The 13758-nt window shown below is 40.1% G+C and carries 17 protein-coding genes; 9 read left to right on the top strand and 8 right to left on the bottom strand.

Annotated elements, in window-relative coordinates; genetic code table 11:
* The first annotated feature begins 2 nt into the window (after window positions 1-2).
* From V7S75_RS03605 to V7S75_RS03585, 5 genes are all read left to right on the top strand, one after another.
* Window positions 3-740 carry a PI-PLC domain-containing protein gene (locus tag V7S75_RS03605; RefSeq protein ID WP_459511427.1) on the top strand — a complete coding sequence of 246 codons (738 nt, stop codon included), beginning with the start codon at window positions 3-5 and terminating at the stop codon, window positions 738-740.
* Between the two features lie 379 nt (window positions 741-1119).
* Window positions 1120-2013 carry a sugar phosphate isomerase/epimerase family protein gene (locus V7S75_RS03600; protein WP_459511426.1) on the top strand — a complete coding sequence of 298 codons (894 nt, stop codon included), beginning with the start codon at window positions 1120-1122 and terminating at the stop codon, window positions 2011-2013.
* A 24-nt stretch (window positions 2014-2037) separates the two neighbouring features.
* On the top strand, window positions 2038-3249 hold the full coding sequence (locus tag V7S75_RS03595) for a TCR/Tet family MFS transporter (protein WP_377977205.1): 1212 nt from the start codon (window positions 2038-2040) through the stop codon (window positions 3247-3249).
* Between the two features lie 81 nt (window positions 3250-3330).
* Window positions 3331-4062 carry an outer membrane lipoprotein-sorting protein gene (locus V7S75_RS03590; RefSeq protein ID WP_459511424.1) on the top strand — a complete coding sequence of 244 codons (732 nt, stop codon included), beginning with the start codon at window positions 3331-3333 and terminating at the stop codon, window positions 4060-4062.
* Window positions 4063-4149: 87 nt separating this feature from the next.
* Window positions 4150-4599, top strand: coding sequence for a hypothetical protein (locus V7S75_RS03585; protein WP_459511422.1), 450 nt, complete (start codon window positions 4150-4152; stop codon window positions 4597-4599).
* On the opposite strand, the gene V7S75_RS03580 is transcribed toward V7S75_RS03585, so the two are convergent.
* The 3 genes from V7S75_RS03580 to V7S75_RS03570 are packed head-to-tail and all read right to left on the bottom strand — an operon-like array spanning window position 4596 to window position 6584.
* Entirely contained in the window at window positions 4596-5516 is a 921-nt protein-coding gene (locus V7S75_RS03580; protein ID WP_459511420.1) for a sugar phosphate isomerase/epimerase family protein, read from the bottom strand. The genes V7S75_RS03585 and V7S75_RS03580 overlap by 4 nt on opposite strands.
* 1 nt (window position 5517) lies before the next feature.
* The gene (locus tag V7S75_RS03575; protein WP_459511418.1) at window positions 5518-5877 is read right to left on the bottom strand and encodes a transmembrane 220 family protein; all 360 of its coding nucleotides are present in this window, start codon (window positions 5875-5877) and stop codon (window positions 5518-5520) included.
* Window positions 5878-5882: 5 nt separating this feature from the next.
* Window positions 5883-6584 carry a tetratricopeptide repeat protein gene (locus tag V7S75_RS03570; RefSeq protein ID WP_459511417.1) on the bottom strand — a complete coding sequence of 234 codons (702 nt, stop codon included), beginning with the start codon at window positions 6582-6584 and terminating at the stop codon, window positions 5883-5885.
* Window positions 6585-6781: 197 nt separating this feature from the next.
* On the opposite strand from V7S75_RS03570, the gene fsa reads away from it, so the two are divergent.
* Entirely contained in the window at window positions 6782-7438 is a 657-nt protein-coding gene (gene fsa / locus V7S75_RS03565) for a fructose-6-phosphate aldolase (RefSeq protein WP_459511415.1), read from the top strand.
* Window positions 7439-7448: 10 nt separating this feature from the next.
* Complete coding sequence (locus V7S75_RS03560; RefSeq protein WP_459511413.1) at window positions 7449-8120, top strand: cell division ATP-binding protein FtsE; 672 nt, start codon at window positions 7449-7451, stop codon at window positions 8118-8120.
* Window positions 8121-8124: 4 nt separating this feature from the next.
* Here the strand turns inward: V7S75_RS03560 and porX are convergent, their stop codons facing one another.
* Window positions 8125-9690: a T9SS response regulator signal transducer PorX gene (gene porX / locus V7S75_RS03555; protein WP_459511411.1), complete on the bottom strand. Its 1566-nt coding sequence runs from the start codon at window positions 9688-9690 to the stop codon at window positions 8125-8127.
* A 129-nt stretch (window positions 9691-9819) separates the two neighbouring features.
* Between porX and V7S75_RS03550 the strand changes: the two genes are divergently transcribed.
* Both V7S75_RS03550 and V7S75_RS03545 read left to right on the top strand, forming a co-directional pair.
* Window positions 9820-10116 (top strand): HesB/IscA family protein, encoded by a 297-nt coding sequence (locus V7S75_RS03550; protein WP_459511409.1) that lies wholly within the window; start codon window positions 9820-9822, stop codon window positions 10114-10116.
* Window positions 10113-11012 (top strand): Ppx/GppA phosphatase family protein, encoded by a 900-nt coding sequence (locus V7S75_RS03545; protein ID WP_459511408.1) that lies wholly within the window; start codon window positions 10113-10115, stop codon window positions 11010-11012. Before V7S75_RS03550 ends, V7S75_RS03545 begins: the two co-directional genes overlap by 4 nt.
* Here the strand turns inward: V7S75_RS03545 and V7S75_RS03540 are convergent.
* The 4 genes from V7S75_RS03540 to V7S75_RS03525 are packed head-to-tail and all read right to left on the bottom strand — an operon-like array spanning window position 11001 to window position 13757.
* Window positions 11001-11891: a DUF3078 domain-containing protein gene (locus tag V7S75_RS03540; protein WP_459511407.1), complete on the bottom strand. Its 891-nt coding sequence runs from the start codon at window positions 11889-11891 to the stop codon at window positions 11001-11003. The two genes, V7S75_RS03545 and V7S75_RS03540, sit on opposite strands and share 12 nt — an antisense overlap.
* Window positions 11892-11922: 31 nt before the next feature.
* Complete coding sequence (locus V7S75_RS03535) at window positions 11923-12819, bottom strand: aldose epimerase family protein (protein ID WP_459511405.1); 897 nt, start codon at window positions 12817-12819, stop codon at window positions 11923-11925.
* Window positions 12810-13589: a TIGR02757 family protein gene (locus V7S75_RS03530; RefSeq protein WP_459511404.1), complete on the bottom strand. Its 780-nt coding sequence runs from the start codon at window positions 13587-13589 to the stop codon at window positions 12810-12812. The genes V7S75_RS03535 and V7S75_RS03530 overlap by 10 nt, the downstream gene beginning before the upstream one ends.
* Before the next feature lie 3 nt (window positions 13590-13592).
* Window positions 13593-13757 carry a hypothetical protein gene (locus V7S75_RS03525; protein ID WP_459511402.1) on the bottom strand — a complete coding sequence of 55 codons (165 nt, stop codon included), beginning with the start codon at window positions 13755-13757 and terminating at the stop codon, window positions 13593-13595.
* Between the last annotated feature and the right edge of the window lies 1 nt (window position 13758).

Below are 13758 nucleotides of genomic sequence, written 5' to 3'. Positions count from 1 at the left end.
TTATGAAAAAGCTGCTTTTGTTGTTGATGATTTCCAGTACTGTTTGGGGTCAAAATTTGTTGACAAAAGCACATGCGCACAATGATTATGAACACGAGAGGCCTTTTTACGAGGCCTTTTCGTTGGGCTTTGGTTCCATTGAAGTGGATGTTTATGCGGTCAATGGCCAATTGTTGGTAGCCCATGATGTGAAGGATTTGAAAGCTTCAAGGACCTTTCAGAATTTGTATTTAGATCCTTTAGTGGAAGTTTTAACTTCTGGAAAAGCGGGGAATTATCATCAATTATTGATTGATTCGAAAACTTCTGCGGATTCAACCATGCCGCTATTATTGAAGGCCATCGAGCCTTATAGAGATTTATTGATCAAAAATAATTTCCGAATTGTCATTTCGGGCAATCGGCCAGCCGTATCGGATTATGTCAAGTTTCCTTCATGGTTAACTTTTGACGGTCGGTCGAATGAGGAAGTTCCTTCCTTTTTAGCATCTCATGTGGTTTTAGAAAGTGAGGCCTTTTACAAATTTGGTATTTGGAATGGGACAACTCCCATGTCACCTACGTTGCGGACTAAATTGAAAAGCTATATCGATAAGGTGCATGCATCTGGCCGAAAAGTTCGTTTGTGGGCAACTCCGGAGGGATTGATGGCTTATCAGACTTTCTTGGATTTAGGTGTGGATTATATCGGGACGGATCAGTTGGGCGCTTTGGCGGCGTATTTGAAGGCAGCGCGTTAGATCCCTAGGCTAAAGCCTAGGGTTATAAGTATTCAGGTTATTAGCCTCAGACTGTAGTCTGGGGATCCCTAGGCTAAAGCCTAGGGTTATAAGTATTCAGGTTATTAGCCTCAGACTGTAGTCTGGGGATCCCTAGGCTAAAGCCTAGGGTTATAAGTATTTAGATATTTAGCCCCAGACTTTAGTCTGGGGTTCCCTAGGCTAAAGCCTAGGGTTACAAAAGTTAGCCATAGTTCTCTTTTTTATCTCTGATTTTTTTTGTTGTTTTAGAGGTAAAACCTATTTAAACATCTAACGTCCAACGTCCAACGTCTAACGTCCAACGTCTAACGTCCAACGTCCAATCTCTTACCTCTAAACTCTTAACTCTCACCTCCCTATGTTATCTCGTCGTCGCTTTCTCGCACAAAATTCATTATTAGCCCTTGCGGCATTTTTACCTTCAGCAAAATCCAAGACCTATCGCATGGGCTATTCGGCCATCACATGGGGTGGAAAGGATGAATTAGCCATCGAGGAATTGTCGGTATTAGGTTACAAAGGCATACAATTGCGTGCGAATACCTATGCGAAGTATAAAGATAATCCAAGCGATTTGAAGCAATTATTGGATGCCAAAGGTTTGTCTTTGGTTATGTTTTCGAGTGGAAATGTCGAAATTGATCCTGCGAAAATGGAAGCAAATGTGGCGATGCATGTAAATCATGCGCGATTTGTGAAAGCTTTGGGTGGTAGTTCGATTCAGTTAACGAATAGTTTACGAAAAAATAATGTGGCACCTACGGCAGATGAATTAGCCCGTTTGGCAGCAGCGATGAATGAAATTGGGAAACAAACCCAGGCAATTGGTGTTCAAGCGACGTATCATAATCACATGAACCAATATGGTGAAACACCTGAGGAGGTCGATGCGTTGGTTCAAGCTATGGATCCGAAATATCTTCGTTTATTATTGGATGTAGCCCATTATCACCAGGGGGGAGGAAAACCAGCGGAGGCGGTGATAAAATACCAAAAGGTTTTACATAGTATGCACATCAAGGATGTGGAATGCCCAATCAAGGGAGATTCGAATCCTAAATCCTATAAATTCGTTGAATTAGGGCAAGGCAATGTTGACTTAGTTGGCGTTTTTGCTTCCATGGATAAAATAAAATTTGGTGGTTGGGCTATTGTGGAATTGGATGCTGTTCCTGATAAAGCAAAATTACCTATGCAATGTGCCCAGATTAGTAAAGATTTTTTACAAGGTAAAATTGCGTATCAATTTTAGTAAATTGCCGAATAAATTAATGATATGCTAAAAAAGCGCGACGCGGCTATAGGTTTTATATTTGTTACCTTATTGATTGATGTGATGGGAATCGGGATTATTGTTCCCATGATGCCTACATTGATTCGGGGATTTACGGGAGGTGATTTAAGTGTTGCCTCGCAATATTCCGGTTGGTTGATGGCCTCGTATGCCATCATGCAATTTGTGTTTTCACCCATTTTAGGGGGATTATCGGATCAATTCGGTCGGAGACCCGTGATTTTGGCCTCTCTATTTGGCTTCTCCTTGGATTATTTATTGCTTGCTAATGCTCCCAACATTACTTGGTTGTTTGTAGGTAGGATTCTTGCTGGGATTACTGGGGCAAGTTTTACAACAGCTCAGGCTTACATCGCCGATGTATCAACGGCTGAAAACCGTGCAAAGAATTTTGGTATGGTTGGAGCGGCCTTTGGTTTAGGATTTATTGTAGGACCCGCCATTGGGGGTGCTTTAGGGAATATCGATGTGCATTTACCCTTTTATGCCTCAGCGGGTTTGACCATGTTGAATGCGCTTTATGGGTATTTTGTATTGCCAGAGTCGTTGAGTTTAGCGAATCGCCGACCGTTTAACTGGAAGCGTGCGAATCCGTTCGGTTCGTTAAAACATATGTCGCGTTATCATCCGCTCGTTTTAGGATTAATTGCTGGATATTTCTGTATCCAATTAGCGAGTCAGGCACATCCGAGTACCTGGTCCTATTTTACGATGAAGGTATTTAATTGGTCTCCGGATGAAGTTGGCTATTCCTTAGCTTTTGTAGGGTTAATCGTGGCTATTGTTCAAGGTGGATTAACACGCGTGATTACTCCCAAAATAGGGGAGCGGAAAGCTATTTCATTTGGTTTACTCCTTTGGGCATCCGGTTTTCTTCTTTTCGCTTTTGCTTCTAAGTCTTGGATGATGTATGCCTTTATGGTGCCATTCGGATTAGGAGGATTGGCAGGGCCGGCATTACAAAGTTTAATAACCCAACAAGTGGGTGCGAATGAGCAAGGTGAATTGCAAGGTGGTTTGACTAGTCTTCAATCCATTACGACGATTTTAGGGCCACTTTTTGCATCGAACTTATTTGCTTATTTCACGACATCAGAACATAATTTCCCTGGGGCCGCTTTCTTTGCCGCGGGGATTGTAGGGTTCCTTGCATGGGGAATCATCATGCGTTCGATCCCGAAAAATAATCAGTAAACTGATAATTGGTTTGATTTCAGGTTAAAAGGAATCTGAGTTGAAGGATTATTGAATATCTTTCAGAAAAAATAAACCCTTATGAAAAATACAAGAAATGCAATCATGTTGGGCTTGCTATTATGCAGCACCATCCTGTTAAAAGCTCAATCTACCGAAGAGGTTTTGAGTAAACATCAATCAGCCATGGGAAGCCCTGAAAAATGGGCAGCGGTTAAAAGTTTGGTGATGAAAAATAAGTTCAGTGTTCAAGGAATGGACATTGAGAGTAAAACCTCTGTTTTAGTGGGACAAGGTTTTCGTACCGATGTGGAAGTGATGGGTAATAAAATTGTAACGGCCGTAAATGGTGAAAATGGATGGATGATGCGTCCTGCGATGATGGGAGGAACGGGTCAGCCCGAAGCAATGCCAGCTGATCAAGTAAAAATGGCTGCTTCTCAAAAAAATATTGGATCAACGTTAATTATTGCTCAAAAAGAGGGTTCTAAGATTGAATTGGTCAGTAAAGAAAAATTGGATGGTGCAGATGTATATTTGCTGAAAGTCACCAAAACAAGTGGTGAAGAATCCCAAATTTATGTTTCAGCATCCACTTACTACATCGTCAAGGTAGCTGGAAAAATTAAGGCTAATGGTCAGGAAGTAGATACAGAGGTTAATTTTTCAAATTACAAAGCTGTAGATGGCTTGTATTTCCCCCATACGATGGAAACAGCTAGTCCAATGGGAGGTATGATGACCGTGGATACGATTTCGATTGAAATTAATCCGAGCATTGATGCGAATATTTTCGCTAAGCCAACAAAATAAAATTTCATTCTGGTATTGAGAAGGGAGCGATTGAGCTCCCTTTTTTATGACTAAATTTTCGTAATTTTGATGTTCATTAATCCACGTATGAGATACATTTTTATCCTGTTTAGTTTGAACATCCTATTTTCATGTCAGCCAGATGCTAGCCTAGATCCCCAAACTAAAACAGAAATATTGTTAAGTACAACTTGGCAGATTCAAGAGGTTACGGCCAGTGGATATTTAAATGGAACCGTTTACCAGCGAGGGAGAACTGCAGAGGGATCTCAATATGATATGTCTAAGGTTCGTTTGACATTTTATGCGAATGGAACATGTCTGGCAATCGATAATACGGGTAACAACACGGCTTCAGGTAAATGGAAGCTGATAAATAACGATACGCAATTACAAATTTCCGAGACCAATTATTTCGTGTTGGATGGAATTGGAGACATTAATAGTCTATTAAAAACTGAGTTTGTTTTTTCAGGATCGCGAAGTTATAAATCGACTTACGTCAATGCCACGGTAAAAATGGTACCGGTTCCCTAGGGTAAAAAGGTATTGATGTGATTTCGGGCCATATAAATTGCCTTTTGTATATCATCATCCGACCCTTCAAAAGCTTTATCTTCCACTTCAATAACAATAGGTCCACGATATCTCACATCATGCAAGGCGCTGATGAATTTCCCCCATTGAATGTCGCCTAAGCCTGGCAATTTGGGTGAATGGTATTCCAATGGGTTCGCCATGATTCCTACACGGTCTAATTTATCTTGGTAGACCTTTACGTCCTTTAAGTGAATATGATGTAATTTTTCTGCGTAGTGATAGATAGGATATAAATAATCCATTTGCTGCCAAACCATATGCGAGGGATCATAGTTAAGGCCAAAATTCGTCGAAGGAATAATGCTGAAGAGTTGATCCCAAATCTTGGGTGTCGTTGCCAAGTTTTTGCCTCCCGGCCATTCATCATCCGTGAAAAACATCGGGCAATTTTCAATGCCTATTTTGATGTTTAACGAGTCTGCTAACGAAATAATTTCGGGCCAAACTTCCTTGAATTTGTCCAAGTTGTAGGCGACACTTTTGGTAAAATCCCTTCCAATAAACGTGTTAACCACAGGGATTTCGAGTACTGCCGCTGCGCGAATAATCTTTTTGATATGTTCGCGGTAAAACAGCGCCTGCTCTTCGTTAGGGTCCATCGGATTGGGATAGTAACCCAAAGCTGAGATCTTAACAGGATGTTGTTTTAGGTAGGTTTTTAGGTTCAATAAACCCAATGAATCTAATTGGTCTACGGCGATGTGACTTACGCCCGCGTAGCGACGAGTATCACTGTTTTGGGAAGGCCAACACATCACCTCGACACACGAGAAGCGCGCACGATGGGCAAAGTCCAAGACCTGTTCCAAAGATAAATTGGGCAAAATTGCTGAAGCAAAACCTAATTCAAGCATCTTATTTTTTCTCTAAAAGGTAATACAAGGCAAATGAAAATGAAGCGATCCAAAGACCAACAGCTTCACGCGCTAATTCTTGATTCATCGTTTTCATTGCTAGACCATCTGTCATAAATCCTTCCCATGCGGTCATTTCAACCCATAATTGAATGCCCGCAAATGTACTTAGTGCAAATAAAACAAGCGTTAATTCTTTATTGACCATTCCTCTAAATGCCTGGAATGAAACATACGTGGCAACTCCATAAATTGGAACCCATAAAATAGGATCCGGATCATTGAACTGCCAATAGGTAAACAACAGAAAGATTAGGGAAAAGAGGATTCCCAAAAATGAGATAGCTTTTTTCGTTTTCATATGGCTTAGTTACACAGGTTAGTTACGGCCTCTTTGGCTCCAGGATATTTTAATTTTTGGGCTTGCTGTAATGCAAAACAGGCTTTTTCTTTCTCGTTTACTTTGTAATAACTCAATCCCATGGCATAAAATCCTTTTCCGAAATTGGGATCAATTTGTACACTTGCTTCAAAATCGAGATTTGCCTCAACAAATTTACCTTGTTGGAAATAGATATTCCCCCGATTGTATAATGCATTAATTTCCTTGGTATTTTTCGAAATACTTTGGGTGAAGTCGGCCAATGCCTCATTCGATTTACCTAATGCCGCTTGAACAATTCCTCGCTGCAAATATGCTGCACTTGAATCGGGCTGAAGTTTAACTGCCGCTTCTGTAGGTGCTAAGGCCGCTTTCCAGTTCCCTTGTTCCATTTCTAAGGCTCCTAGATTTAATTGCGCTGTATAAAGTGATGGCTTTAGTTCGATTGCTTTTTGGTAGTTTGTTCGGGCTTCATCCCAACTTTTCTCTTGAAATGCGATAACACCTTGCAAATTATAAGCTTCTGCTAATCCAGGGTTTTTCTCTAATGCTTTCTTAATCGCTTCTTTGGCGGATACAGTTTCTCCTTTTTGTAAACGACTCTTCGCTTCTTGAAGCCAGGAATCAGCATCTGAAGAGCAGGCAAGTAGCATTAAGGAAAGGCAGAAATAAGAAAGGATTCGCATATTTTTAATTTGAAATTAAAGTTAAGGGGTATTCGGAAATTATTGGCATATATTTTGAAAAAAGCGCAGATTTTGCCATATTTGCATCGGCAAATTACCAGCTCCCGCTGAATCCTCCAGGTCGTGAAAGAAGCAAAGGTAGGTTGGTTGTAGCGGTGAATTTGCCATTTTTTTTTGCCTTATATAAACCTCCCCATATGAAATTTTTTATCGACACGGCGAATTTAGCCCACATCAAAGAAGCCCAAGATTTAGGTGTTTTAGACGGTGTAACAACGAATCCTTCCTTAATGGCCAAAGAAGGTATTAGCGGAAAAGATAACGTTTTACGTCATTATAAAGCAATTTGTGACTTAGTTGATGGAGATGTTTCAGCGGAGGTGATTGCCACAGATTATGAAGGCATGATTCGCGAAGGGGAGGAGTTAGCAGAATTGGATGACAAGATTGTTGTGAAGATTCCGATGATTAAGGATGGTATCAAGGCATTGAAATATTTTTCAAATCGGGGAATAAAGACCAATTGTACCTTAGTGTTCTCAGCGGGACAAGCGCTTTTAGCTGCTAAAGCTGGAGCGACTTATGTTTCTCCTTTCATTGGTCGTTTAGATGATATTTCTTTCGACGGCATGGATTTGATTGATCAAATTCGTGTGATTTACGATAATTATGAGTTTGATACGCAAATTTTAGCTGCCTCAGTTCGTCACCCAATTCACATCATCAAATGTGCTGAAATTGGTGCAGATGTGATGACTGGACCTTTGTCGGCAATCTTAGCCTTATTAAAACACCCATTAACGGATAGTGGTTTAGCCACTTTCCTAGCTGATCACGCCAAGTCTAACCAATAATTTAATTTTTATGTCTGTATTGACTTTTGAAAATGTTCATATCTCGCAGGAAGGAGTTCCTACATTAACAGATATTTCGTTAACAGTTGAGGCAGGTGAATTTTATTATTTGATTGGTAAGTCGGGCTCAGGAAAAAGTACCTTTTTTAAATCTATTTTCGGTGAATTAGCCATTGATGCGGGCTCAGCGCACGTTGCTGGCTATGATTTAGTATCGATTAAAAATCAAGATATTCCGTATCTGCGACGCAAATTAGGATTTGTATTCCAAGACTTTCAGTTGTTAACCGACCGCAATGTAGAGCGGAATTTAGCCTTTGTTTTGGAGGCTACGGGTCATAAAGATAAGGCTGAGATCAAAGCGCGGATCGAAGCTGTTTTGGAACAGGTGGGTATGTCTAATGCGATCCACAAACGCGTACATAAATTGTCAGGTGGAGAGCAGCAACGCATCGCCATTGCGCGAGCTTTATTGAATAATCCTGTTTTAATCCTAGCTGATGAGCCTACAGGTCATTTAGATCCAGAGGTTTCCTTAGAAATCATGGAATTATTTAAACAATTGACCTTACAGGGTACAGCCATCATCATGGCAAGCCATGATTACCACACGATTCAACGTGTTCCAGGAAAAATCTTGAAATGCGAAGGTGGGCATATCGTGCCTGTAAGCTCTCTTTAATCGATTATTTTCCTGTCAAATAAGTTACCGGAATAATACATTCCTCTAACGAAATACCGCCATGTTGGAAGGTATTACGGTAGTGGTTGACATATTGATTGTAATTGTTCGGGTAAGCAAACATGTAATCTTCTTTCGTAAATACATACGAGGTAGAAACATTGGGTTTCGGCAAAAATAATTGTTCAGGCTTACGACAGACCATCATCTTACTCGAAGCATCCCAATTTAAATTTTTCCCCTGTTTGTAACGAAGATTGGTGTTTGTATTGCGATCTCCGATAATTTTAATCGGGTTTTGTACACGAATCATGCCATGGTCGGTGGTGATGATTACCCGCCCTTTTTTCTCTGCAATACGCTTCAAGAAATCGAATAGGGGAGAATGCTGGAACCAACTCGCCGTTAGGCTTCGATATGCGGATTCATCGGGTGCTAATTCCTTAATCATGGCCATGTCAGTTCGCGCATGGGATAGCATGTCTACAAAATTATACACGACGACGTTCAACTGATTGGTCAATAGTTTATTAAAATTGTCAACTAATTGTTTCCCCTGGTATTGATGAACGATTTTATGATAAGACGCCTTCGCGTCAATTCGTAAGCGTTTTAATTGTTCATTTAGGTAGAACTCCTCATGTTGGTTGTAACCCTCTTCATCCTCCGAATCCCCTAAATCAAATACCCATTTATCTGGGTAATTTTTTTGAATCTCCATTGGCATCATGCCCGCAAATATGGAGTTTCGCGCATAAGCCGTAGTAGTAGGTAAAATGGAATAATAGGTTTTTTCATCTTCTACCTGAAAGTAATCTTGGATGAATAATTCCAAAGTTTTCCATTGGTCATACCGTAGATTATCTACTAGGATAAAGAATAAAGGTGATTTGTCCTGAATGCGGGGAAAAACATGTTTTCGCATCATTAAATGACTCAGAATAGGCGTGTCGCTATTCGGTTTCTGTAACCAGGATTCATAAGAATTCTCAATGAATTTGCTGAAATGAACATTGGCTTCTGATTTTTGACTGATAAGGACTTCCGACATCGATTTATTCTCTGTTTGGTCGATTTCTAGTTCCCAATAAGTTAGTTTTTTGTAGATTTCAGCCCATTCTGCTGCGTTTAAATTATCTTGATAACGCATCGAAAGTTCCCGGAATTCTTGTTGGTAACTTAGGTTTGTTTTCTCCTCTTCCAAACGTTTTTTGTCAAAAATACGCTTAACTGACAATAGTAATTGATTGGGATTCAGTGGTTTAATAAGATAGTCGGCGATTTTAGATCCGATAGCATCTTCCATTAATTCTTCCTCTTCGGATTTGGTAATCATGATGACAGGAAGATTTGGGCGGATTTGCTTGATGGCAATTAACACTTCCAGGCCTGTCATTCCAGGCATGTTTTCATCCAAAAATAAGACGTCAAACTTTTGTTTATTCACAAGGTCCAAAGCATCCGCACCTGAGTTCACTGCTGTTACCTGATAGCCTTTGCTTTCTAGGAATAAAATGTAGGGAGTTAATAGATCAATTTCGTCGTCTGCCCAAAGAATGGAATAATTCATGCTGTTAGTTTTATCACCTAAACGTATCAATAGGTTTTTATTGCCTTTAAATCCTTAAAAATTGTTAATGTCAAAAAGCTTTATAGCAGGTTAAATTTAACTAAATTTGTGCAGGCTATCATTGCATGTATGTCAAATAATTCTCCGATTTCTTTCTCTCAAACTGCACACGAAAATCTTGTGGCGCTGGTTCAACAGGGTAAAATGCCTGAACCATTTTTACGAGTAGGTATGCGTGGCGGTACTTGTGGTGGGACCTATGTATTAGGTTTTGATCAAAAAACGGAATTTGACGAGGAATATCTGGTGCAAGAGATTCCCGTTGTCATTGATAAAAGGCAATTGTTATTTGTATTAGGTACAGAAATCAGCTTTGAGCCGAGTGCCAATGGATTTTATTTACATAAACCCAATCCCTCTTTATGAAATTCGCTGCGATAGATATCGGTTCCAATGCCGCACGTTTACAAATTTCCAGCGTTCTGGAAAATGACGGGATGATGAGTTTTAAACGCGTTGAATATGTACGTTTTGCCCTTCGTTTAGGACATGATGTATTTAGTCAAGGAGCTATCACGCCGGAATCAGAAGTCCGCGTGTTTAAATTGCTGCATGCTTATAAATTATTGATGGATTTGCATGAAGTGCAAGATTATGCCATTTGCGCAACTTCTGCGATGCGGGAGGCTTCCAATTCGGCAGAACTTGTAACGCGCATTCACAAGATTTTGGATATGAAAATTCAAATCATTGATGGTGCTCGTGAAGCCGAGTTAATCAATGATGTGGTTGTTAAGTCCTTAAACCCCAAAAAGAATTATTTGCATATTGATGTGGGTGGAGGTTCAACCGAGTTGAATTTTTACCGCAATCAAGAAAAATTTGCTTCTAAATCCTTCAAGATTGGTTCTGTTCGATTGTTAGAAGGAAAAGAGAAAGAAGGCGATTGGGATAAAATGAAGAAATGGATCTCGCTTCAAATGGAATCGCTGAGAGGTCCCGTTCACGCAGTTGGAACTGGTGGTAATATTAGTAAGTTATATAATCTCTCTACGCAAGTAAGCGAGGAAAAAACCATGGATATAGTGGAGTTGAAGCGAATTTCCGACTTTATCAGTTCCTATTCCTATGAAGAGCGTGTGAATAAATTGCGCTTGAACACGGACCGTGCGGATGTCATTGTGCCTGCGGCTTCTATCTATTTGACAGCTATGGAATTAGCGGGATGTCAAACAATTTTTGTTCCAGATTTGGGATTGAAGGACGGTATCATTCAAATGTTGCACGAACGGATGCAACAACGGAAACGATCAATTAGCTAATCGATACAAAACGCCCATCGAAAGGATCTGGGAGAATTGCCAATTAGGATCTTGGTCATAATCTTTGAACAACACAGCTTGTAAATTCGTGCTGACATATTTGTTGACCTTCATCGTAAAATTCGCATCCAGACGATGCACAACGCCATTCGAATAACCCATACGGAAATAGTCGATTAATGCCGAATAACGGGCTTTCATGTTGATATTTTGAAAGATGTCTTTCTCGATGTTCATCAAGTATTGAAATACGAACTGATTACGAATATTGTCGCCGGGTTTCTCCAAACCAAATAATCCCGCATTGGAAATCCGATCATCAAAGACGAAAGTTTGGCGTAAACTACCCACACCTATTCGTGTATAGAATGACTTGTCTGGGTGGAATTCAAAACCCATTGAGGAAGTTAAATAGGCGGGGGCGAAGATATTGGAAACCAAGGAATCAACAGGTATGCCTGCTGCATTCTTTTTACCATATTCAAAACCTTGAAAGAACTGAGAAGAAAAGTTGGTCGACCCATAAAAATCCCATTTGGGACTAATGCGATAACCGGCCTTGAACTCATAAAAAATCCGATCAACATTCTTCCGAAGGCTTTGGGTTCTGTTTTGAAGAAAACCTACTTGTAAGTTTAAATCACTATTTAAACGCCAATTGTTATTAACGACTTTGGCTGAATGATTTAAAAACCAACCAATGGCAAAGGTATTCGTTCCTCCTCCTTTCCAGTTATCTGAAAAACTCGATTGGTTGATGTTGATGCCTGTATTAAAATCCTTTTTCCATTTGCTAGCTAAGCTGTCTGCCACAACCTCCGCTTTCAGCGAATGTATGCCAGTACAAATCAGAGCTAAAAAAAGAAATCGATGCATCATAAACACAAATGTACAAAAAGGTTTTGCCTAATTAATCTGCTTTGTCCGCTTTTACATGCCAAATTTTGACAGTCGAATCAAAGGACTCTCCGGGTGCTAATATGATTAAACCGTCTCCGGTATTAAATGCATCGGTATTTGCCGACATCGGTTCAATCGCAACACAGTTCCCATTTTCAGGTGCAAAAACAACTAAAAAAGGGAAGTCTTTACTTGATTGTTCGATGTACAACGATTCCTCTTTCGACTTATTATAAAAATGTGTGATATGTTTTTCCATGGATTTTAAACGAAAAACATTGTCTAACACTTCTTCGCCTAAATTCACTCCAGCACTTGCATCGTAGTTTTCCTCGCGTAAAGGAATCATTTGGCTATCAGAATGAAATTTACTCAAGGAATCAAATCGAATACGCCAGTCGGCGAGATTCCCTTCGGTTAAATTGAAATAGGGATGCCAACCGCAAGCAAAGGGCATATTGCCTTCTCCTGTATTTTTTGCGGTAAAGCGCAATTGGAATATATTCTCTTCTGTGAATGAATATGTTAATCGCATCTCAAACGGAAATGGATAGGCTTTTTCCTCGGCAGTATATCGATAGCTTAAAGTTGCTTTGGAATTTTCTTGGCTTATTTCAAAAGGTTTGCGCGCCAAAAGTCCATGAATCGCATTGCCTAAATTAGGCTCATTGATTGGTAATTGATAATTTCTTCCTTCAAAGGAATAATTTCCGTTCCTTACGCGGTTTACCCATGGGCTCAATAAAGCACTCGGATGATATGGATTTTCATTATTAGAGAACTGTTCCGAAAAGGGTATATCGATGACATTTCCATTCCAATTTAATTGCGTCAACATGCCCCCATAAGCGGGAATGAGCTCAAAAAAAGCAGATTGATCGGGACTTTGAATGTGTACTATTTCCATATTGTTTTTTCTTCTATGCCCATGCCATAAAGGGCAAAATCATATTTGACAGGGTCATGCGGATCTAAAGCTCGCAAGGTATCTGTTAATTCCAATGCTTTTTTCCAGTTTGTGGGACCCGGTTGAATTAATTGCAAGCTTTCCGCCGTTCGTAGGGCATGCACATCCAAGGGACAAACTAACTGGTGTGGCTGAATTTTATTCCAAATGCCAAAATCAACTCCTGCTTCATCTTTTCTAACCATCCAACGTAAAAACATATTGATGCGTTTGCACGCTGAATTCTTAGCCGGGGATGCTATATGCTTTTGTGTTCGAACAGGCGCGAATTCATCATCGAAAAAGCGTTCATAAAAGCGATTAATCGCTTGTTCAACGCTTGGTTCATTCGATTGATTAGGACCGGCAAATGCATCCTCTAAGCTGTTATGTGTCTGGTAATGCCTTTGGAAAAATGAGATAAAATATAGGGCATCGGTTGCGTTGAAGGTTCGATGTTTGAACTTCTCAAAGCGTTTTAAGTCACTTTCCTGATGATGTAAAATGAATTCGTGGGGTGCTCCATCCATGAAGTCAATTAATTCATGCGCCTTGGAAATAATGGTTTTCCGTTGGCCCCAAGCCAGCATCGACACCCAAAATCCCATGATTTCGATGTCTTGTTTCTTATTGAATAAATGCGGGATTTGAATAGGATCATGCTCAATGAAACGCACATGATTGAAAAAATGGAATTTCTCGTCCAGTAATTTAATCACATGCGCTTCCATGGCTTATTTTCGATTACCAAAGAATGCTAATACTCGAGAAGGCAGCGACAATATCCAAACGGCAACCGTTACGACCAAAGAGAATGCGGCAATAAACGGATAGGAGAGGATAAATAAAACCTCAAATGCGATTGTTCCTGCGGTGATAGGTCTTTTGCGTTTCGCCATC

This window comes from Aquirufa sp. TARAVU-A1A (assembly GCF_054558675.1).
The sequence above is the reverse complement of the archived record's forward strand: the minus strand, read 5'-3'. Positions and strand labels throughout refer to the sequence as shown.